The following is a 20,069-nucleotide window of genomic DNA, read 5'->3' as shown; positions in this document are numbered from 1 at the left end:
TAGTTGACGTATCAACCTTCGATAACTGTAGCACGTTGCGGTTGATGCGTCAACCATGCTATGATGATTACATGAATAAGAGCGAACTGAACGAAGAAGAAATTCAATTATGGTATAAGTGGAAAGGCTCCTTTCACAGCATCTTCGGTCGCGTAATCAAAGAGATGTCCGATCACACCGGACTATCAGAGGGCGATTATGGAGTACTGGACCGGTTAGACCTTCTGGGGGACGGCAGCCTTCGCCAACAGGAGCTGGCGGAATCCATGGACTGGGATAAGAGCCGATTGTCACATCATCTGACGCGGATGGAGAAACGCAAGCTGGTGATGAGGAAACCATTAGACACCGATCGCGGTGTTCAGGTCATCATCACTCCCATTGGAAAGTCAGCATTAGATGATGCCCGGCCAATTGTCTCCATGGCCATACGCAAACATTTCCTAGATCAGTTAACTGATCTAGACATTGAGTCGATTACGAGGCTGGCGGAAAGAACAAAAAAAAGGTCTTCAGCGTCTAGTAGTGCCTCGACGCCGTGACCACGTTTTTTGAAACCAATATGTTGAACGTCAATTGAACCGGCCCCTTCCGCCAAAAACGGAGGAGGCCTTTGCTTCAGCAAGCAGCAGCCCGTTTACCCCCCTTTTCCTCTGAGTAAGATCCATCCCAAACTCATGTCTGGGAAAGTGCCTTTCCAAGAACTCGGGTATCTCCGAAAAACTTCGCCCTACTTATGATACGGTTCAGCTTAACGGGGCTATCGGCGAAAAATGCTAAAGGAGTTCCTTTCCGCTGTTCTTCATAAATGGTCAACAGCGGTTCGTACGGATGTACCTCCAATTCCGTTCCGTCAAAAAGTAGGCGGGGTAGCAACCGCTATTAGCAGCGTTTCGCCATCCCAGATATTCTTATAACTATGGGGGATTCTGGCATCATAATAGATGCTGTCCCCTTCTTCGAGCGTGTAACGTTCATTGCCCAGCATAAACTCCAAACGCCCGGAGTGGACAAAAAGAAATTCCTCGCCATCGCTATGGCCGACGCCGATGTCGCCATAAGCCGCTCCTTCTTCCAACACTCCCCATATCGGTCCCATTCGGTTGTTGCTTCCTTGGCTGAGCGCGTACCAGGTAATACGGGAACCTTCGGAATGTACCAAAGGTTTGCGTTCGTTTTTTCTAACGACAATGCTTCGTTTCTCCTCGCCGAACAAATCGGTAAAATTCACGTTTAATGCATTTGCTACGCGCTTCAGAACACTGATGGACGGATTCGCCTTATCGCGTTCAATTTCACTGAGAAAAGATAAGGATACAGAGGCTGCTTGAGCTACCTTCTTAAGCGTTAATTTCTGTTTTTTTCGCGTGCTTCGAATGGCTTCGCCGATCGAATTCATGTGCAAACCTCCTAAATTTCGATATGATTTCGCTATCGGCGAAATTTGTATATTTATAATAGGCGTAAACATGAGCAATATCAAGCCCTTTCACTAGAGCGAAATTACGGTGTAAAAACGTTGAGTTAGCGCCATTATTGGGCTACCATTTAATCAAGGTTGGTGAACGAATCTTACCCGGGTTTCTTAGCGATCGTTCGTTTCAACAGAATCATTTTCATTTACAGCGAAATTCTCATGGATAATGAGAAACGAATCACATTGATTCAATGGCCTCCTTGTTATCCGGATCAAAGAGATAAGTTAGAAGGACGAAAGGAGTTAAAAGAATGACTGCTAAAATTCCCAAGGTCTATCGAGTCGGTGATGTTACCGTGACGCGTATCACGGAGATGATGCTGGACGGTATTCCGCCAGAAGTATATTTTCCGGGATCGTGGAACCCCCTGTTCCTGGAGGAGAATCGGAACTCTCTTCCGGCCGGCCTGATCGATGGCAATTCTAAGCTTATCGTCAGCATTGGAACGTGGGTGGTGAAAACTCCGAAGCATACGATCCTTATCGATACGGCTACAGGAAACGATAAAAACCTGCCTTTAAATCCCGATCTCGCCAATCTCCAGCTCCCCTATCTTCAGCGGCTGAAGGAGGCAGGGGTTACACCGGAGGAAGTGGACTACGTTCTGCTGACGCATCTGCATGTGGACCATGTCGGCTGGAATACAAAGCTTGTGGACGGAAAATGGGTACCGACCTTCCCCAATGCCAAATACATATTTCCCCTCGTAGAACAGCAATATTACTCCAGCGAGGCCAGCCACAACAAAGCAAACGAAGCAAATTTTAACGTTTACGAAGAAAGCGTATTGCCTGTTGTTGAAGCCGGATTAACGCAGACCATTGGCCCTGAGGGCGGAGAATTTCTTGATATATTCACATTCATTCCGACACCCGGCCACAGCATCGGCCAAATGTCCATCCGTCTCAAATCTGGCGGGGAAGAAGCTTTATTCGGCGCCGATGTGATGCACCATCCGTTTCAGGTCTATAATCCGGAATGGAATTCCATGTACTGCGAATTTACCGATCAAGCGCGTATTACACGGCTTAGGGTGCTAGAGCTCATAGCGGATCTCCCAGTCATTTATTTCAGTACGCATTTCCCCGGAAGCGCGGCGGGGTACGTGACTCGCAGCGAGGGCAAGTATAAGTGGAACTTTATTTAATACAACCTGACAACAAAATCCAATACGAAAGGTGCTGAGCTTATGACAACCCGTGATTTTCTTAAAGATAACCATATCGTGACCGAAGACCTGCGTATCCCGAGCGATACGCCCGGAATCGAGCTTTATATACGAAATAAACGTCCCGCTTCCATGAATACCTTCTCAAACGAAAAAACAATCGTGATGGTTCATGGCGCTACCTATTCAATTGGCAGTCTGTACGATGTGGAGCTGGACGGCTTCACTTTTCTGGACTACCTTGCCGGCCATGGCTATGACGTATACGCCGTGGACGTTCGCGGCTACGGCGGCTCGACAAGACCGCCTGAGATGGAGCAGCCTGCCGACCTTAATCCGCCGCTTGTCCGCACGGAGACAGGGGTCCGGGACTTGGGTACAGCCGTGGACTACGTTCTGAAACGCCGGAATTTAACGAAGGTCAACATACTGGGAATGTCTTGGGGGGGAACGGTCGCGGGAGCTTATACCAGCCAAAACAACGAGATAGTAAACAAGCTTACGCTTGTTGCACCGCAATGGCTAAGCTCCAAACCGGTTCCGATCGATACCGGAGGCCCACTCGGTTCATATCGCCTTGTTGCTGTCGGCAGCACGAAGGAACGCTGGCTCAGCGCGGCGCCAGAACATAAACGCGGTGATCTGATTCCGGACGGTTGGTTTGAACAATGGGTCAAAGCCACTCTTGCTTCGGATCCGGGGAGCTTAACCGATCATCCTGAGCATATCCGGGCGACCAACGGCCCTATTCTGGATATCCGCGAATACTGGACGGCTGGCAAAGCTTTCTATGATCCTAAGGATATCACGGTTCCTGTCCTTCTTGTCCATGCCGAGTGGGATATCGATGTCCCTCTTGAATTGGCCCAGAATTTCTTCACTTCCTTGACAGGGGCCGCTTATCGCCGCTGGGTGGAAATCGGTGAAGGGACGCACATGGTATTACTGGAGAAAAACAGACTTCAGGCTTTTCAAGCCATCCGCGGTTTCTTGGATGAAGCATACGCGCCGGCGAAGTAAAGCTGCCACTGCACGAGCGGATCTTTAAGATTATATTGCTTGCCTAATGAGAGGCCCGGGCATTGTCGCCTCGGGCCTTTTTCTTCACCCATTTATCAAAAGAGACGGAGAGGAATTAAATACGATGAGCCATACCGCTATTACAACAACAAAAGCACCCGCAGCTATCAGCCCTTATTCGCAGGCCATCGCTTTAGGAAATGCCGTCTATACGTCGGGCATGCTTCCGATTGATGCTGAAGGAAATTTGAAAGAAGGCGCATCTGCTTGCGAACTTATTTGCTTCTCTTGTTCTGCGCAGCCCTTTACGGGAGCAACTTCGTCTTAGGCTCGCTGCTGCTGGAAGCATTTCCTGCCTTGCATCTGTCAGCATACCGGCTTATGGTTTCATCGGCGTTCCTGCTTATTTATTTGGTTGTAACCCGTGGCTTAACGAAGATTACGTTCCGCGACTCCGTTTATTTGGTCCCCTTCGTTCTAATCGGGATGCTGCTTCACCAAGTTTCTTTCTTTACGGGTCTCCGGACAACGGACGCAACCACGGCTTCGCTCATCTTATCGTTAGCTCCAATTTTTACGGCGCTGTTTGCCCGCTTATTTTTGAAAGAGCCGTTAACGATACGCATGGCTGCAGGCTCAATTGTCGCCCTCGCCGGTGTCTTCTTCGTAGTTGGAACTGGCGGAAGCATGGGCACAGCCATTACCGAAGGCGTCTGGATCATGTTTATCTGTATGCTGGCATTGTCGGGATCTATGATCCTCATGAAAAAGCTGACGGAACGTATGGATGCGTTTGTCGCAACGGTGTATACCACCGTGCTAGGCTGCATCTCGGTATATCCGGTGGCGGTCTGGAGTGAGCCTCGCGTACAGGTACAACCTCAATTCTGGTGGTGGGTTCTCTTGGTCGGATCGGCGCTGCTTATTCAGGGCTTATGCGCGGTTATCTGGAATGCGCAGATCCGCAAGGTAGGGGCGGCTAAAGCCTCCCTGTTTCTGAATTTACAACCGTTTGTCGCCATGATTTTAGGCTATATCACGCTCGGCACCCCGATTTCCTTAACGCAAGTGGCAGGATCTGTTCTCATCATTTCCGGCGTAGTTCTAGCCACTGTGCAGGGACAGAGAACAAGGAAAACACAAGACGATAAACTGAAATTATCCCCTACCGAGAGGTAATAAGCCTACACAGTAATGGACTTACGACAAGCCAAAGGGAGCCCTTTATATCATGGCTCCCTTTGGCTTGTATAATGGAAAAGACAGCACTGCAAATTTAGGGTAGCGTTCAGAGAGTATATTGATAACTCCCTTGGCAGCCTCTGCTTGAGAAAAAATTTATCCTTTATTTATGATAAGGCTCAGCATATTACTCAAAAGGCGATATTCAAGGCATCCGCTTGGGTGTCCTGAATTAGTAAATCTTATGTTGGCATCCCTACTAAGCGAAAAGATTGATTAAGTTGCCATCAAGATCCTGCACGATCACGTAGCGTTGTAACAAGCGACATGCGATAGTAAGCATGCAGCAGCTCCGGTCTACTTCGGCCAATGCCTCCTTAGGTCCAAGCCCAAAAGAATCCGTCGCGGTCCCAAGCAATTCTGCCGCCGTGGAGTTTGCGGAATGCCTTCTTCACCTCTTTAGACAGCGATGTATTTCCATTCTCATTCACAAATATGAATTGTTCGCCGAAGTGGGTCTTCACATATTCAATCGCATCGGTCTGGTATAGCGTTCCCGTAGACCTGATTTCCTTGACCATCCATTCAGCCACTTCTTGTGCGGTTACTTCCATAGGGATCCTCCTTTCTACTTGCTTATTGCCCATTGCTGGGAGTGTGACTGCATTCATCCTCTATATCCAGTTGCAATAACAGAAAGTCATTTACACATCAAAACCTATGTAGTCATTCTGAACAAAATAAGGATAACCGTCAATTCTGCTGTCACAACTATAGCCACTCCACACTCAAAGTCAAATCATTCGGTTCGCCATCCGTCGTCAAAGTACATTCCACATCAAACCTTTCGATGTGTTCCTACTCATTATCTTCCTGGGAAAAAACGAGTCCGTAAGGATCGCTATGGCGATGGCCAACATCCGTTCGGCTATGTTCACATCATCCTCTTCCTTTTATGATATTGGAAAGGCGCAACGTGCCAAGCGACTCGCCCATGTGAACCTTCATGCCCGGATTCAAATCCTTGCGAAGAGTAAACGTATGACTCTCTGTGAGAAGCACCACGGTGGAGCCGAATTCGAAATAAGCCAATTCCTGGCCTTTCTTGACATCCTTAGCCAACGGATCTACGTACTTGATACTACTGACGTTCATAGCGCCTACCTTAATGACCGCGATCTCGCCGTCGGAGTAACGAATATAGGTCGTCAGCCGCTCATTGCGGCTCAGCACCATTTTCATATGTCGAAGACCAAACTCGTTCACCGGGTAGACCTTGCCTTGGATGTGAACACGCTCGACGATCGTGCCGTCTACAGGGACGTGAATTCGGTGATAATCAGTCGGACTCAAGTAAAGAACAAGATAGAAGCCCTCGGCATATTTAGCTGCCCGGGGAGAACATCCCAGCAACTCTTCGATTGCGTAGTCCTGTCCCTTAATGTTGAATATCGTGCCTGATTTCACCGGGCCTGCCCCCGTAATCAGCGCGTCTACGGGACAGACGAGCGTAGCGGGATCGTTATCGATAAGGCGCGCTCCGGGCTTAAGGCGTCGCGTAAAAAATTCGTTCAGAGAACGATATTCGCTGATCGGCTTCTCCGCTTCATGAACCTGGATTCGGTAGATTCGGGCAAACGAACGTATAAACACCCGACTCACCGAAGACTGCGCCAGCCTGCCCGTCAAACGAGAAATCCATTTGCGCGAACCGAGCTCAGTCATGGATCGCATCAGCCATTTCATCATTACGTTTGCTCAACATCCTTTCTGCATTGATTCCACCCGTTGATAAGCAGTTTGGCGGCGATAGCTGAACGTCTTGCTATCTGATTCTTTGTCAAATTTAACTGAGAAAAATGCCCTTGATGGAACATATCTGCGTATCCCTGAACGAGAGCAAGCAGTGCTTCCATAAGCTCGAGCAATTCATCCCATGTTGCTTCAGGAACAGCTTCCTGCGTTAACGTAAAAAGAAAATTGATCATCTCGCGGCTTCGTTCATGGAATGTGGTCAGCTGAGATTCTCTGGCTGCGGAAAATAATTGAAAACTGACATTATGTTCAAGTGCATACTGCACATAGGCGCCGGCAACAGAAGCCACACGCTCAATTGGATCATTACCCGCTTCGGTTGCTGCAGACTTCATTCTCGATGTGAGTTCCGTTAGAAAAACGATCCCGGTTTCCGCAAGCAAGCTTTCTCGATTAGGGAAATGACGATAAGGAGCGCTAATTGCAACTCCCGCATTTTTCGCTACCTTGGCCACGGAAAAGCCTTGAATCCCATGTTCTGAAATCATTTCCATCGAGGTTCGTATTAGCGTTTCTTTTAAGTTTCCATGATGATAATTTCGTTTGTTATTCTGCATGTGTGCACCCCTTTTTTCGTAATTATATCACAACAAAGGCTAATGTGATAGACATATCACATTAGTCGTGTTATTATGTGATAGGTATATCACATTAATGACGAGGAGTTGTTTGAATTGACAGTTACATTAATTACAGGTGGAAACAAAGGGCTGGGCTTCGAAACTGCACGGCGATTGATCGCACAGGGTCACAATGTGTACATTGGTGCTCGCGATAAAGAACGTGGGAAAGACTCGGCTGATAAGCTTGGCGCAAAGTTTGTACGGCTTGATGTGACCGATCTTGCATCTATACACGAAGCAGCTGCCGAGATTAATCAAAATGAAGGGCTTTTGGATGTACTTATCAATAATGCGGGAATAACAAGCGGACTTCTGGGCGCTAATGATGTGGCTGCAGAAGACTTCCGCACCGTTTATGACACCAATGTCTTCGGTATTGTTCGTGTGACACAAGCTTTTCTTCCTCTTCTGCACAAATCGGCAACGCCTGTTATCGTCAATGTCAGCAGTGGGTTAGGTTCCTTTACCCGCGTGACGAATCCTGAAAAGATTGAATCGCAAATAAACGATTTGATTTACTCGTCATCCAAAGCCGCAGTAACAATGCTGACTGTGCAATATGCCAAAGCCTTGCCCGAATTCCGTATAAATGCCGCGGATCCCGGCCCGACAGCAACCGACCTCAATGGGCATCGCGGCTACCAAACCGTCAGTGAGGGTACAGATGTGATTGTGAAGCTTGCGACTCTTGACGGCAATGGACCTACGGGTACTTTTATGGATCGGAATGGAGTCGTTCCTTGGTAAGGAGGGGACTATGTTGTGAGTAGCTTTATCGCGGCAATGCTCCTGATGCTCTTTAACCCGGCGTTCGGAAGAAAGCCAGACAGAAGAACGAAAACACGCATAAACAATTCCGTTAATTACAAAAATAACAAGTTCGTGAATGCTATCCCTACAATAACTAGAATGTCTTTGCGCAACCAATTATCTGTTCTTTGGGACTTTGCTCGCGGGAAGCCTGCCCATGGCAGGCCTTCCTCGCCAATTGAGCTTGTATTGACCGATATCGAGAAAACGAAACCATCGTCTGATCTCAACCAGGCGATCTGGTTCGGTCATTCAAGCGCACTAGTGGATTTAGACGGCCAACGATTGCTATTCGACCCGATGTTTGGACGGTCTCCATTTCCTTTTCCGAAGCTGGGAAGCAAGCGATTTAACGATAACCTGCCGATTGATGTCAAACATATGCCTGCCATTGATGCGGTATTTCTTTCCCATGATCACTATGATCACCTGGATTATTATTCAATCAAACACCTTAAAGATAAGGTCGGTCATTTTTTTGTTCCGCTGGGAGTCGCATGCCATCTTGAACGCTGGGGTGTCCCTGACTCCAAGATCACCCAGTTGGACTGGTGGGAGGAACTAGAGTGGGAAGGATTGAAGATCGTCTGCACGCCTGCGCGTCACGTGTCTGGGCGAAGCTTCTTGTACAAAAATCAAACTTTGTGGTGTTCATGGTCAATCATCGGCTTATCGGGAAGCGTGTTTTTTAGCGGAGACAGCGGATATGGCCCTCACTTTCGTCAAATCGGGGAAAAGTATGGACCCTTTCAACTTACGCTAGTGGAGTGCGGGCAATATGACGAACGTTGGCCGGACCTTCATATGTTTCCGGAAGAAGCGGCGCAAGCCCATATAGACTTAAGAGGCGAATTCATGATCCCGATTCATTGGGCTGCTTTTCAATTAGCGCCTCACGGGTGGCTCGACCCCATCCATCGTGTCTTGATTGCGGCTAAACAACGATCGATCAAAATTGCCGTTCCTCGTATGGGCGAATCTGTATCGCTAGGTGGAGACCACTATCCCATTCACGAATGGTGGAGTAAATGAATAACGTATTCCGGCTAATACCGGATTGGAGAGAGGTGAATGACTTATTTTAAATTTCATACCGAGCTTTCTTACTCTTGGTAATCTGAGCTTAGGCTTAATTTCGATCATACTTGCATTTAACAACAATGCGGGTATGGCTACGCTTCTCGTTTTTGTTGCAATCATACTAGATGGCGCAGATGGATGGGCAGCCCGTAAATTGCATGCGCAAAGCGAGTTTGGGAAGGTTTTAGACTCGTTATCAGACATCATTACGTTCGGTGCGGCACCAGCATATATTCTATATGAGGCAGTATTCCATGAGCTAAGTCCAGCGTTGGGCTGGGGGATCACAATACTATTTCCGGTTTGCGGCGCTTTGCGCTTGGCAAGATTCAATGTTCAGAACGGAATGAAGCGATACTTTGTCGGGCTGCCGATTCCCGCTGCGGGCGGGATGCTGGCTTTGCTGTCTTTTTTCAAAAATGATGTTCCCGTCATTGTACTATTCGCCGTCTCACTTCTGCTAGCATTGCTTATGGTCAGTTCGATTCGTTACCCGAGCGTTACAAATTTTAGTCCCTCCCGCAGAACGATTTGGTTTGTTCTAACTCTCATGTTGATACTGGCGGGGGGAGCATTTTTATTCGAGAAGCAATTATATGAAATCTTGTTTGCCCCACTTTTTATGTATGCAGCGTATGGCAGTATGATTTACCTGGTACGCCTGGTTTCCAATAATAGGGGACAGGGCGAATAACAAACAATCGCTGCGGCCATTTTCTAAACATTATGGTGCGTTTTCCGCAGGAGTGCTTCCTGGTATGTCATCTAGTCGATGGAAAACAGCGGCTTCGTCTCTGATGATCTTCGGTGTGTGGTGATGGAAGAAGAGAATTCGCTTCACTTATGATACGGTTCCCCCCGATTAATCTTCACCGCGCGATAAATCTGCTCCACCAGCACCAGGCGCATGAGCTGATGGGGCAGCGTCATGCGCCCAAACGACAACCGCTGCTGCGCGCGGCGAAGCACTGCATCGGCGAGCCCATGGCTCCCGCCGATGACAAACACGACATGGCTCGTCCCATACGTGCCGAGCCTGTCGAACGTGGCGGCGAGCTCCTCCGAGCTCCACAGCTCGCCGCCTACTTCCAGAGCGATGACATGCGCATCGCTCTTCACCTGGGCCAGCACGCGTTCACCCTCGCGTGCCTTCACTGCCTGCACCTCCGCCTCACTCATCGTCTCCGGCGCTTTCTCGTCGGGCACCTCCACGACTTGAAATTTCACATAAGGGGTCAGCCGCTTCGCATACTCCGCGATCCCCTGCACCAAATACTTCTCCTTCAACTTGCCGACGGCCACAATTTGAATAAACATCCCAAGCATCTCCTATCCAGCTCCAGCCTGCCCCAAGGCAAACGGCAGTTAATTTTATCGGTCCATGGCTCTTTTTCTCACCATTGCTCTTCTTTCGATCTATCATTTATGTAATTTCCTTAGTTCTCCTATGCCATCCTGATTGTATCATCCTAACTGTCGTTACCACTGGTTTGATCCCTATTGAACTTTCATCCCCTAAGTACATCCGCTTTCCCCACCCATTTTACCTATCATCACCCATCTACGCAAAAAGGCCGCTCTTCACACCCAAGGATGAAGACGCCGCCCTCTACATTCAATCTATAACTCCAAAAAGTGTGTGCCATCGACTCTAACCCTATGCACATCGCTTAGCCGTCCAAAATGGCTACAATTCACTTCCAGGTTAGCCGCATGTCAAATAATTAAAAACTTCGCCCGCTGCTCGCATTCCTGGCAGGTCACCGGAGGATCCCACTCGATAAATTTCGTTTGATCCAAATCGACAATGTCCGGTGCCTCCTCAAACTCATCCACGAACATATCGATCGCCAATTCCACATGATCTTTACAAACTACATACATAAAATGAAAGCATCCTTTCTCTAGCTCGTCTCACGATCCGCCTCTCGGTTCCACGACAAACACAGTATACCCTTTTCAGTTCTACCACACTCCCGGCCAAAAAGGAACCATCTTCCCACAAAATATCGCCGCCTAACGGTCCGCATCCACAGCATCCACAGCATCCACACCATCCTCCGGCACGACCGCCTCATATAGCCGACTCTCCAGCTCCCTCGCATACCGAGCTTGCTCATCCGTGCTCCAGCCTAAATAAGAAGCCATATACTTGGCGGCAGGCCCCTTCCATTTCCTCACCCAGTCGATATCAAACAGCAGCGCCCCTGTCCTGCGGACAAAAAAATCCTCCAGTGTGACGGCCATCTCATGCTCCATCGCATACCTCAGCGGCACACTGACTTCCAGAGGAAGTTTAGTCTCAGCCACATCGGACACGCCCGACGCAACAGGCTGTTCAATTGCTCCAGTCCTATCTTCCACTTTGCTGATCTCCGCCGGTTCAGGCACTTCTGAAGTGTCTTCCGCTCCAGCGTCACCCAATGCTCGCAATTCTCCTGCTGCCTTTGCAGCCTCAACCTCTACAGCCGATTCATTTCCCATCTCCCGCACCAGCTCAAACAGCCGATCCACGTTAGACCCATAGCAAGCCGACCACCATTCAGCTAATTCGCGAGGCAAGCCAAGGGCAATTCCCTCCGCGGTCTTCCTCTCCACATAACTCTGAAAAGAGGCCGCGCCCCCCACATGTCCGCCAGAAATCGGCAGCTCCTTCGTTCGGCATGGCGGGTACTTCCCACCAGCTTCCACAGAACGCGCAATTCCGCCATCTCTCTCAACCCCGCCGCCCGAAGCATCCTTACGGAAATCTCCCTTGCGGAAACTTCCAGTTCCTTCACTACTTGCACTTCTTCCCCTGTCCGTCTCTCTGCTGTGGCCAGCTTCCGCCTCCAGCTGAGCCGCAACCCTATCCACCACCGTCTCCGCCATCTTCCGGTAACCCGTCAGCTTCCCACCGGCTATAGTGATCAGGCCGGATTCCGATTGCCAGATCTCATCCCTGCGGGAAATTTCCGAAGGACCCTTCCCTTCCTCGTAAATCAGAGGACGAATGCCGGCCCAACTGGACTCGATATCCTCCGTCGTAATCCGCAGCTCAGGGAACATGCCGTTCACAGCATCGAGAACATACTCCCGATCCTGCTCCGTCATGCGGGGATGCACCATATCCCCCGTATACTCCGTATCCGTCGTGCCCACATAAGTTTTGCCGTCCCGGGGGATGGCAAACAGCATGCGGCCGTCCGGCGTATCAAAATACACCGCCTGCCACAAAGGAAACCGGCTCTGATCCACCACGAGGTGGATCCCTTTTGTCAGCAGCAGCCGCTTGCCCTGCTGTGAGCCGTCGAGCTGCCGCAGCGTATCGACCCAGGGGCCAGCCGCATTGACGATGCACCGTGCATTCACGACATAGCGCTTACCGTCACTAAGTGTATCCGCTATTTCCGCGCCCGCCACCTTGCCGTCCTCATAAATAAACTTCTCCAGCCGGGCATAGTTTACAGCAAGCGCGCCATGCGCCGCTGCTTCCTTGATCACCTCCAGCGTAAGCCGGGCATCATCCGTACGGTATTCCACATAGTATCCGCCGCCCTGCAGCCCTTCGCGGCGCAGCAGCGGCTCCCTCCCCAGTGTCTGAGCAGCATTCAGCATTCGGCGGCGCTCCCCCTGCTTCACGCCAGCCAGGAAATCATACACTTTGAGCCCGAGCGATGTACTGAACCTGCCGAAAGTACCCTCTTTATAAATCGGCAGCAGCATCCATTCCGGCGTCGTCACATGCGGGCCGTTCTCATACACAATCGCCCGCTCCTTGCCTACCTCCGCAACGACGCCGATATCAAGCTGCTTCAAATAACGCAGCCCGCCATGGACGAGCTTCGTCGAACGGCTGGACGTGCCCGCCGCGAAATCCTGCATATCGATCAGTCCAACCTTTATTCCGCGCGCAGCCGCATCAAGGGCGATCCCTGCACCCGTTATGCCGCCGCCAACAACTAACAGATCTAACGATGTCTGTGCCATGTCATGAAGAAATTGCTCACGCTTCTTGCTTGCAAACGGGGCTTTCACAATCTATACCTCCTCTTAGCAAGAAAGGGACCGCAATTACTTCCAACCGCAAACGAACGGCTATCCTGTAATGCGACCCCTTTTATCCACTTCATTCACTTCATAATTACAATTGTACAGAACAATGCTATAAACAGCCTAGGCCCGACCCGCCGGCGACCGCTAACGACCCATTATCGGCTACTTATCACTCGTTATTGACTCGTTATCGATCGTTATTGCACGCTGCCACTCGTTATCGATGAATATCCGACTCCTCATAATCCCGATCCCATTCATGAAAATCATTATGCAGATCATTGTTCAGATCACTATCCAGCTCATTCTCCAGCTCACTCTCCGCCGGCTTATCCGACAGCTTCGCCTTCACACGCTGCAGATGACCATCCCGGTAAAAGCTAACTTCCAGCTCATCTCCTATCTTCTTATGCCCGTACAAATACTTGCGAAGATCAAGCGTTGACTGAATCGGCTGCTTATCGAGCTTAACAATGACGTCATTCAGCTTCAGTCCCACCGACTTCGCCGGCCCGTGAGCTTCAAGCACAATGACTCCATCCTTCACGTCCGCCGGCAGCATCAATTCCCGGTGATCCTCCTCGCTAAGCTCTGAGAACGGATTGTTCAAATCCAGGGTGTACACCCCCAAATACGGACGAGCAACCTTCCCGTGCTCCATTAAATCGTTGACCGATTTCATTACCTCGCTCACCGGAATAGCAAACCCAAGGCCCTCAACCCCTGTATCCGCAATTTTCATCGTATTGATGCCGATCAGCTCTCCATTGAGATTCACCAGTGCACCACCGCTGTTGCCGTCATTAATTGCCGCATCTATTTGAATAACTTCCTGCTCCCAGTCATAATGGCCATCCTGGTTAATCGATACCGGAATGACCCGGCTGGTGTAGCTGACAATGCCAAAGGTAAGCGATCCGCCAAGCCCCAGCGGATTTCCTACTGCCAGAACCGCCTCTCCCGGCCGCAGGCTGCCGGAATTTCCGAGTGAAATGACCGAGGTAATCCCCTTATCGTCGACTTCCAACACAGCAATATCGCTAATGATGTCCTGCCCAACAACCTTAGCCCGTTTGGACTCCCCACTGCTCGTTAAAATTTCCAGATCGCTGGCCCCTTGAATGACATGAGCGTTCGTAATAATAAATGCCTTTCCTTTCTCCTTCTTAAAAATCACACCAGATCCCAGCGCCGCCTGTTCCGGATCACCGCCTGACAGTTTATGATGATTCAAAATACTGACAACCGACGGGCCGACTTTCGCGGCAGCAGTGCTGATCCGGCGGCTGAATGGATCCGTATCTCCGACGAGATATGAACCACCGTCTGATCCAAGTCTGGCTTTCGTGGATGGGAGCCCTGTTATGAAGCTGAACAGCAGCACAGCGACAATCGCGCTGAGCACGGATGAGACTATTGAAACCTGCAATGTTGACCATCCCGGCCTGTTTTTCTTTCTATTCCAACCGCGGTTGCTTTCCGTTCTGCGTTCATGCCGTCGTGATACTTTCGTGGAATAAAAATCGTCGTCAAACAATCCCATCCGGACTCTCTCCCTCCTTAACTTCACATCCAAGGTTTCGCTCCCGCTGTCTACCTTCTTCATCCCCTGGAAGTAAAGCTCTACTTCAACCTTATTCCCGGCAGGCAAAGCCATATGCCAGCAAGACCACCAACTTCTTGACGAGACAGACCGGCTTGAAGTTGCTCATTTGATACTTAAAACTTCCGAATTACCCCACTTGCACCATTCTGCACCTTACGCCTTTATACTATCACTCCATGGGGCTCCATTCCTATATTCCTGAACTGCGGCTTTCCGGCAATTCTGCATCCTTATCCAGGTATATTTCTGCTCAGCCAAGACTATACTAGTAACGTTGCAATAGATTTATAGATTCATTTTACCATATATGACGCACTCCTGAAGGTTTTTCCACCAAGGGAAATACCGGGAGTTTAACATGAGGAGGTTATTATGGATTCCTATCAATCACCAATGAATGAAATTAACATTCTGGCCAAACTGGCTGACCTGAAAGAAGATCATTACCAGCAATTGCTGGCCCTTAGCGCCATGATGGAGCTGCTCATAGAAAAAGGGGTGATCAGCCGCGAGGAAATACTTCAGAAAACCTCAGAGCTGGATCATTTTAAAGCTCACCCACCCTATCCCACGGTGTAGGCTTGTCCGGGAAAGTGTCACAAAGACGGAACTCGCTGTCCCGGAAAAAGCAGCCGCGATCCTCCATCGCATCGCGAACCGACATTTTTGCTAAATCCAGCATATTATGCTCCCGGCTAAGATGGGCCAAATAAGTTCGCTTCATCCGCCCGTTCAGCAGCTCGCTCAGCACCTCTCCGGAAGCTTCATTCGACAAGTGGCCCATGTCGCCGAGAATGCGCCGCTTAATATTCCATGGATACCGCCCCATACGCAGCATCTCAATGTCATGATTCGCTTCAAGGACAAGCACATCGGAATCGGCGATCGCTTCCTTAACCTTATCGCTCGCATACCCGAGATCCGTACAAACGCTTAGCTTCTCTCTGCCGTCACTGAAAGTGTAGGCGACAGGCTCTGCCGCATCATGCGAAATCCCAAAGGACTGCACCCGCAAGGAGCCAAAATCGCGGGCTTCTCCTGTACCGAGAAAACAGCGGTTTTCCTCCGCAATTTTGCCGAGCGCCTTCTCCATCGCTCTCCAGGTCTTCTCATTCGCATAAATGGGAAGATTATATTTTCGCGCCATCGCGCCCAGCCCTTTAATATGGTCTGAGTGCTCATGCGTCACAAGGATGCCGGTCAAGTCTGCCCCGGTCAAGCCTCGCTCCAGCAGCAGCTCATCGATCCGGCGGGCACTAAGCCCCGCGTCAATCATCAGTGTCACTTCTCCGTCGTCCACCACGGTGGCATTCCCGGTAGATCCGCTCGACAGTACCGTAAATCTTATGCCCATATTCCCCATTACTCCTTTGATTCCTTCGTGTTTGGACTGATGACGTCCCCGCTAATACCCTGTACGTAATACTCTTCTCCATTCTCCAGCAAAAACCGCCAAGCCGGCGAGGCCGGCAGTTCAGCGTCTGAATCGAACACCTGTCCGTAGTAGCCTAGCTCAATTCCAGTCACAACCGAGCCTTCCGGCAAGAAATTCTCGATCAAGTTGCCTAAGGCCTTCGAGGCGGACAGCACCTGCTGCTCTTTTTCATCTGAAGAGTCATTGATTTCAATCAGATCCTGACGGTACGATACAATTTTCTGGTTGCTGTAATACAGCTCTAAATTTATTTTAAAAAGCGGCCATTTCCCCTCGACTAGCGGATGCAGTACGAACACATTCTCATTTCCTGCCGACTCGTCATAGCGATAATTGCTAATGTCAGGCAGGCTGCCCCGCAGTGCATTTGCCAGCTCCTTGGGTGTGAAGATCAGCCTGCTGTCTACAGGCTCTTGAATATCGATGATCTTGTCGCTTTGCTGCCCGTCCACGAACCGGTAGGAAATTTTGCGCAGCTGTGGCGACTCGCTCGGAATTTGCGCCAGCACCTTAATTCGCTTCGTCTCCATGATCTGCTGTATGTTGCTCTCCAGGGAGGTAAGGTCCGGATTGGAATCGGCCTGCTCCCTCAGATCGTTCCAGAGCTGATAACCGAGTACCAGGTTCAGCAGCAAAAAAGCGTAGATGAGCACATTTTTGGCCCTCCCCCAATCCATATTTCAAGACCTCCCTTAATTTCTGGCTTTTACTTCTCATTTTAGCTCATGCACAGCACCGTTGCTCAGCTCGACGATCCACGCCGGCTTCAGCCGCAGCTGGTCCTCGCTCAGTGAAGGAAGATAGGCCGGATACAGATTGATAACGTCCGCCTCCGAGAACTGCTCCAGCTTGTCCTTCAGCTCTTTGCCGCCCATAAGCTGAACGACCTGCTTGTCCAGCTCCCCGGTCTTTTCATAAATCAGGGACCGCTCATACCCGGTAATCGTCCCTTGCCGCATCGCAAGCGATATCGTCCCATAACGGAACGCTGTGAAATCCATAATCGGAAAAGCCCCGAACTGGCCATTCCCGAAATACTGCCGGAAAACGACCGAATTGATATCCTCCGAGCCATCCACTTGCTCCAGACGATAGCTGCCATTCCAGCCCCCGTGCTGATTTACGAAATCAATCGAAGAAAGCGCATTGCTAGCCGCGCTGTTTTCTCCTGCCGAAGGAGCCGCCGGATCGGTATAATTAATCCAGTTGCCATCCTGCTTCACTTGGAGACTCCGTCTACTATCCGTATAGATCTCCGAACCGTCCTTCTCCCGGATAATTCTCGTAATACTCGGGTCAAAGAATAAGCCCTGAATTTGTTCTGTCGAGAATACCCCTACCTTAAGCTTAGTCTCCACCATGTCTACAGGCTTCTCTGGAATATAATAACCGTTCTTTAATGTATAAGGGGTCCAGTCCTTGCCGAAATCGACCTGCTGCTTCACATCTTGCACCGTCAAATCCGCCTTGGTAGCTTCATATACAACATCACCATGCGAGCTGAAAAAGAACACGCGCACCCGCTCTTCATTTTCCGCGCTGTAGATAAACACCCGGTTAATGCTCTCTTCCTCAAATAACGGATCAGCCGAAATTTGCATCAATTTCTGCAGCAGGGATACCGGCACCCCGCTGCCGAATTGCAGTTCGACCCCCGTATACCGGCTGCGAATATCCGTCCAATCGATATTATCGACGGCATAGCGCTGGAATCCTTCAAACATCCGGCCCTTCAGGCGCGAATAAATGAGCTCATAGAACATCGAGTCCGGGTAAAATACCGTATGGCGGTTGTCACCCATATGGACCGAAATTTGCAAGGGGTATATTAAATCTTCCGCCCGCATCTCGGCACCCATGTTCTCGGTTTTAATATAATCATTCTCCGTCTTGACCACGGGATCGCTGCCCGGCAGCCGATAAATCAGAAAATAACTCTGCACCAGACTGCAGACTACAAGCAAAGTAAGCAGGAAAGATTTCACCGTTTCCTTCACCGTCCTTCGCCTCCTTGTTCCTGTGTAGGCAGTGTAAAGGTTATTTTGGTGCCTTCCCCCAGCTCCGATTCCAAGGTAATCGTGCCGCCATGGGCCTTCACAATTTCCCGGGCAATGGACAGGCCGAGGCCGGTTCCTCCCATATTGCGGGCCCTAGCCTTGTCCACACGGTAAAACCGCTCAAAAATACGCTCCAAATCGCGTTTCGGAATCCCGATTCCGTTATCCTGAACCGATATGGCAATCATGCCATCATCCACCCGGCGCGCCTCAAATGTAATCTTCCCGCCTTCCGGCGTATATTTCATCGCATTGGATATCAAATTGTCCAGCACTTGATCGATTTGATCCCGGTCCATCCAGGCGGTATCGACCCCTTCTTCGATAAAGATCACCGGATGAACTTCCTTCTCCTGCATTTGGAAGGAGAAACGATCCACGACCTCTTCCAGCATTTCCAGCACGCCGATCGCCTGCTTGCGCAGCAGAGCCTCCTTCGAATCGAGACGGGATAAATGAAGCAGATCCGTGACGAGCCGGATCATCCGGTCCGTCTGATTCTGAATGACGGAAGCAAACCGCGGACCCAGCTCAGGGTCCTGCAGCGCGCCGTCCTCCAGCGCCTCTGTATAGCTCTTGATCGTCGTTAGCGGCGTCCGTAATTCGTGGGAGACGTTCGCAACGAACTCTCTCCGTGACGCCTCCAGCTTCTCCTGCTCCGTCACGTCCTGCAGCACGGCGATCGTCCCGCTGACGCCGAATTCCCGCCGGTGAATCGGCGTAAACGTCACGCGAATCAAAAACATGTCCCCTTCCGGAGAATCGATCTCCAGAATAGCCGAGTGCATCGTTCCCCGCTCCAGTACGGCCCGTTCCTCCAGCGGCAAATGCAGCAGCGTCATAATATCCTTGCCGCTAACTGCCTCCTCTTGAATCCGCAGCATCTCGCTCGCCCTGCGGTTCATCAGAATGACCTGATATTTCTCATCCGCGGCGATGACGCCGTCGCTCATATTGGTAAGAATAGAGGCCAGCTTCTCCTTCTCTTCCTCGTTCTGAGCCAGCGCATCCTGCAGCCGGCTTGTCATGTAGTTGAACGCTTTGCTCAATTGGCCGATCTCATCGTTGCCGAGCACCGGCATTTTCTGATGGAACCGCCCTTCCGCCACCGCCGTCGCCCGCCGGGTCAGCTCCTTGATCGGTGAAGTTATCGTATGAGCGAGGATAACGCCCAGCACAGCAGTCAAAGCAAGGGCCAGCAATAAGCCGGAAATAAATATGCTGTTGATCCGCTCCATCGTGCCGTAGAGCTCGGTCATCGACGCCGCGATATAAATGGCGCCAACCGTCTTTCCATCCCTGACAACCGGCTTGGCTACTACCTTTTTGCGTACGTTATCCTCATCGATCATATACTCTTCATTGTCGCGTATGCCCTGTAATGCGCGGCTGACGACCGTTTGCGTATTCTTCGTGCCGACATAATCAGCATGCGACGGCTTGGAAGTCGTCAGAACCCGGCCGCTCGCATCCAGCACCTGGATCTCAGCGCCGTTAATATTGAATAAATTGTTGACGAGAACGCTTAAATTGTCTAACGATGCATCTGCCGATTCTCCGGTAACCCCCAAGTTTTGCGCAGCCAGCACCGATAGCAAGGCCGCCCGCTCCTGCAGCTCCTTCGTAAAGTTGCTGGTCAGCGACGTTTTCATGGCGCTCACGAAATAGACCCCGATCAATTGCATCGCGATCAGGATCAGGAGCACATAAATAATGATCAGCTTAGCCTGGATTGTACGGAAGAAGGAGGGCAGATTCAT

Annotated in this window: 21 protein-coding genes and 1 pseudogene; 9 read left to right on the top strand and 13 right to left on the bottom strand. The window is 50.3% G+C overall.

Features of this window, described 5'->3' with window-relative positions:
• Window positions 1-71: 71 nt before the first annotated feature.
• Window positions 72-542 carry a MarR family winged helix-turn-helix transcriptional regulator gene (locus G358_RS0122150; protein ID WP_019639453.1) on the top strand — a complete coding sequence of 157 codons (471 nt, stop codon included), beginning with the start codon at window positions 72-74 and terminating at the stop codon, window positions 540-542.
• A gap of 311 nt (window positions 543-853) precedes the next feature.
• Here the strand turns inward: G358_RS0122150 and G358_RS0122145 are convergent, their stop codons facing one another.
• Window positions 854-1,399, bottom strand: coding sequence for a helix-turn-helix domain-containing protein (locus G358_RS0122145; protein WP_019639452.1), 546 nt, complete (start codon window positions 1,397-1,399; stop codon window positions 854-856).
• 329 nt (window positions 1,400-1,728) lie between these two features.
• On the opposite strand from G358_RS0122145, the gene G358_RS0122140 reads away from it, so the two are divergent.
• The 4 genes from G358_RS0122140 to G358_RS0122130 are packed head-to-tail and all read left to right on the top strand — an operon-like array spanning window position 1,729 to window position 4,845.
• Entirely contained in the window at window positions 1,729-2,625 is an 897-nt protein-coding gene (locus tag G358_RS0122140) for an MBL fold metallo-hydrolase (protein WP_019639451.1), read from the top strand.
• A 42-nt stretch (window positions 2,626-2,667) separates the two neighbouring features.
• Window positions 2,668-3,666: an alpha/beta hydrolase gene (locus G358_RS0122135; protein WP_019639450.1), complete on the top strand. Its 999-nt coding sequence runs from the start codon at window positions 2,668-2,670 to the stop codon at window positions 3,664-3,666.
• A 46-nt stretch (window positions 3,667-3,712) separates the two neighbouring features.
• Entirely contained in the window at window positions 3,713-3,994 is a 282-nt protein-coding gene (locus G358_RS34710; protein ID WP_338042723.1) for a Rid family hydrolase, read from the top strand.
• Window positions 3,934-4,845 carry a DMT family transporter gene (locus tag G358_RS0122130; RefSeq protein ID WP_019639449.1) on the top strand — a complete coding sequence of 304 codons (912 nt, stop codon included), beginning with the start codon at window positions 3,934-3,936 and terminating at the stop codon, window positions 4,843-4,845. The genes G358_RS34710 and G358_RS0122130 overlap by 61 nt, the downstream gene beginning before the upstream one ends.
• Before the next feature lie 380 nt (window positions 4,846-5,225).
• Here the strand turns inward: G358_RS0122130 and G358_RS0122125 are convergent, their stop codons facing one another.
• From G358_RS0122125 to G358_RS0122110, 3 genes are all read right to left on the bottom strand, one after another.
• Window positions 5,226-5,462, bottom strand: a complete 237-nt coding sequence (locus G358_RS0122125; RefSeq protein ID WP_019639448.1) for a DUF6953 family protein — start codon at window positions 5,460-5,462, stop codon at window positions 5,226-5,228.
• Between the two features lie 325 nt (window positions 5,463-5,787).
• Window positions 5,788-6,597 (bottom strand): archaetidylserine decarboxylase, encoded by an 810-nt coding sequence (asd, locus tag G358_RS0122115; protein ID WP_019639446.1) that lies wholly within the window; start codon window positions 6,595-6,597, stop codon window positions 5,788-5,790.
• A complete protein-coding gene (locus tag G358_RS0122110) occupies window positions 6,597-7,220 on the bottom strand; it encodes a TetR/AcrR family transcriptional regulator (protein WP_019639445.1) in 624 nt (207 codons plus the stop codon). The genes asd and G358_RS0122110 overlap by 1 nt, the downstream gene beginning before the upstream one ends.
• Before the next feature lie 117 nt (window positions 7,221-7,337).
• Here G358_RS0122110 and G358_RS0122105 point away from each other — a divergent pair, with 117 nt between their 5' ends.
• Genes G358_RS0122105 through pssA form a run of 3 tightly spaced genes read left to right on the top strand, consistent with a single transcriptional unit; the run spans window position 7,338 to window position 9,870 of the window.
• Window positions 7,338-8,033, top strand: coding sequence for an SDR family NAD(P)-dependent oxidoreductase (locus G358_RS0122105; protein ID WP_019639444.1), 696 nt, complete (start codon window positions 7,338-7,340; stop codon window positions 8,031-8,033).
• Window positions 8,034-8,048: 15 nt separating this feature from the next.
• A complete protein-coding gene (locus tag G358_RS0122100) occupies window positions 8,049-9,128 on the top strand; it encodes an MBL fold metallo-hydrolase (protein WP_019639443.1) in 1,080 nt (359 codons plus the stop codon).
• A gap of 46 nt (window positions 9,129-9,174) precedes the next feature.
• The gene (gene pssA / locus G358_RS0122095) at window positions 9,175-9,870 is read left to right on the top strand and encodes a CDP-diacylglycerol--serine O-phosphatidyltransferase (RefSeq protein WP_033404315.1); all 696 of its coding nucleotides are present in this window, start codon (window positions 9,175-9,177) and stop codon (window positions 9,868-9,870) included.
• 143 nt (window positions 9,871-10,013) lie between these two features.
• On the opposite strand, the gene rlmH is transcribed toward pssA, so the two are convergent.
• From rlmH to G358_RS30655, 5 genes and pseudogenes are all read right to left on the bottom strand, one after another.
• Window positions 10,014-10,493 carry a 23S rRNA (pseudouridine(1915)-N(3))-methyltransferase RlmH gene (gene rlmH, locus G358_RS0122090; RefSeq protein WP_019639441.1) on the bottom strand — a complete coding sequence of 160 codons (480 nt, stop codon included), beginning with the start codon at window positions 10,491-10,493 and terminating at the stop codon, window positions 10,014-10,016.
• 399 nt (window positions 10,494-10,892) lie between these two features.
• Entirely contained in the window at window positions 10,893-11,060 is a 168-nt protein-coding gene (locus G358_RS32570; protein ID WP_019639440.1) for a CxxH/CxxC protein, read from the bottom strand.
• 132 nt (window positions 11,061-11,192) lie between these two features.
• Window positions 11,193-11,660: a glycerol-3-phosphate dehydrogenase C-terminal domain-containing protein gene (locus tag G358_RS34610; protein ID WP_420836070.1), complete on the bottom strand. Its 468-nt coding sequence runs from the start codon at window positions 11,658-11,660 to the stop codon at window positions 11,193-11,195.
• A gap of 132 nt (window positions 11,661-11,792) precedes the next feature.
• Window positions 11,793-13,145: pseudogene (locus G358_RS31870) on the bottom strand (glycerol-3-phosphate dehydrogenase/oxidase); the annotation flags it as partial.
• 283 nt (window positions 13,146-13,428) lie between these two features.
• Entirely contained in the window at window positions 13,429-14,754 is a 1,326-nt protein-coding gene (locus G358_RS30655; protein ID WP_084662866.1) for a S1C family serine protease, read from the bottom strand.
• Between the two features lie 435 nt (window positions 14,755-15,189).
• Here G358_RS30655 and G358_RS0122070 point away from each other — a divergent pair, with 435 nt between their 5' ends.
• A complete protein-coding gene (locus tag G358_RS0122070) occupies window positions 15,190-15,396 on the top strand; it encodes a hypothetical protein (protein WP_019639437.1) in 207 nt (68 codons plus the stop codon).
• Here G358_RS0122070 and G358_RS0122065 read toward each other — a convergent pair.
• The 4 genes from G358_RS0122065 to walK are packed head-to-tail and all read right to left on the bottom strand — an operon-like array spanning window position 15,365 to window position 20,069.
• Window positions 15,365-16,171, bottom strand: a complete 807-nt coding sequence (locus tag G358_RS0122065; RefSeq protein WP_019639436.1) for an MBL fold metallo-hydrolase — start codon at window positions 16,169-16,171, stop codon at window positions 15,365-15,367. The two genes, G358_RS0122070 and G358_RS0122065, sit on opposite strands and share 32 nt — an antisense overlap.
• A gap of 8 nt (window positions 16,172-16,179) precedes the next feature.
• Window positions 16,180-16,929 carry a two-component system regulatory protein YycI gene (gene yycI, locus G358_RS0122060; protein WP_019639435.1) on the bottom strand — a complete coding sequence of 250 codons (750 nt, stop codon included), beginning with the start codon at window positions 16,927-16,929 and terminating at the stop codon, window positions 16,180-16,182.
• A 36-nt stretch (window positions 16,930-16,965) separates the two neighbouring features.
• Window positions 16,966-18,249 (bottom strand): YycH family regulatory protein, encoded by a 1,284-nt coding sequence (locus tag G358_RS0122055; protein WP_019639434.1) that lies wholly within the window; start codon window positions 18,247-18,249, stop codon window positions 16,966-16,968.
• The gene (walK, locus tag G358_RS0122050) at window positions 18,246-20,069 is read right to left on the bottom strand and encodes a cell wall metabolism sensor histidine kinase WalK (RefSeq protein WP_019639433.1); all 1,824 of its coding nucleotides are present in this window, start codon (window positions 20,067-20,069) and stop codon (window positions 18,246-18,248) included. Before walK ends, G358_RS0122055 begins: the two co-directional genes overlap by 4 nt.

The organism is Paenibacillus fonticola DSM 21315 (assembly GCF_000381905.1).
Classification (GTDB): domain Bacteria; phylum Bacillota; class Bacilli; order Paenibacillales; family Paenibacillaceae; genus Fontibacillus; species Fontibacillus fonticola.
The sequence above is the reverse complement of the archived record's forward strand: the minus strand, read 5'-3'. Positions and strand labels throughout refer to the sequence as shown.

Coding starts and splice junctions, on each gene's coding strand:
- G358_RS0122150 (WP_019639453.1), top strand. CDS start 72: ATGAATAAGAGCGAACTGAACGAAGAAGAAATTCAATTATGGTATAAG.
- G358_RS0122145 (WP_019639452.1), bottom strand. CDS start 1,399: ATGAATTCGATCGGCGAAGCCATTCGAAGCACGCGAAAAAAACAGAAA.
- G358_RS0122140 (WP_019639451.1), top strand. CDS start 1,729: ATGACTGCTAAAATTCCCAAGGTCTATCGAGTCGGTGATGTTACCGTG.
- G358_RS0122135 (WP_019639450.1), top strand. CDS start 2,668: ATGACAACCCGTGATTTTCTTAAAGATAACCATATCGTGACCGAAGAC.
- G358_RS34710 (WP_338042723.1), top strand. CDS start 3,713: ATGAGAGGCCCGGGCATTGTCGCCTCGGGCCTTTTTCTTCACCCATTT.
- G358_RS0122125 (WP_019639448.1), bottom strand. CDS start 5,462: ATGGAAGTAACCGCACAAGAAGTGGCTGAATGGATGGTCAAGGAAATC.
- asd (WP_019639446.1), bottom strand. CDS start 6,597: ATGATGAAATGGCTGATGCGATCCATGACTGAGCTCGGTTCGCGCAAA.
- G358_RS0122110 (WP_019639445.1), bottom strand. CDS start 7,220: ATGCAGAATAACAAACGAAATTATCATCATGGAAACTTAAAAGAAACG.
- rlmH (WP_019639441.1), bottom strand. CDS start 10,493: ATGTTTATTCAAATTGTGGCCGTCGGCAAGTTGAAGGAGAAGTATTTG.
- G358_RS32570 (WP_019639440.1), bottom strand. CDS start 11,060: ATGTATGTAGTTTGTAAAGATCATGTGGAATTGGCGATCGATATGTTC.
- G358_RS34610 (WP_420836070.1), bottom strand. CDS start 11,660: ATGGGAAATGAATCGGCTGTAGAGGTTGAGGCTGCAAAGGCAGCAGGA.
- G358_RS30655 (WP_084662866.1), bottom strand. CDS start 14,754: ATGGGATTGTTTGACGACGATTTTTATTCCACGAAAGTATCACGACGG.
- G358_RS0122070 (WP_019639437.1), top strand. CDS start 15,190: ATGGATTCCTATCAATCACCAATGAATGAAATTAACATTCTGGCCAAA.
- G358_RS0122065 (WP_019639436.1), bottom strand. CDS start 16,171: ATGGGCATAAGATTTACGGTACTGTCGAGCGGATCTACCGGGAATGCC.
- yycI (WP_019639435.1), bottom strand. CDS start 16,929: ATGGATTGGGGGAGGGCCAAAAATGTGCTCATCTACGCTTTTTTGCTG.
- walK (WP_019639433.1), bottom strand. CDS start 20,069: ATGAATCTGCCCTCCTTCTTCCGTACAATCCAGGCTAAGCTGATCATT.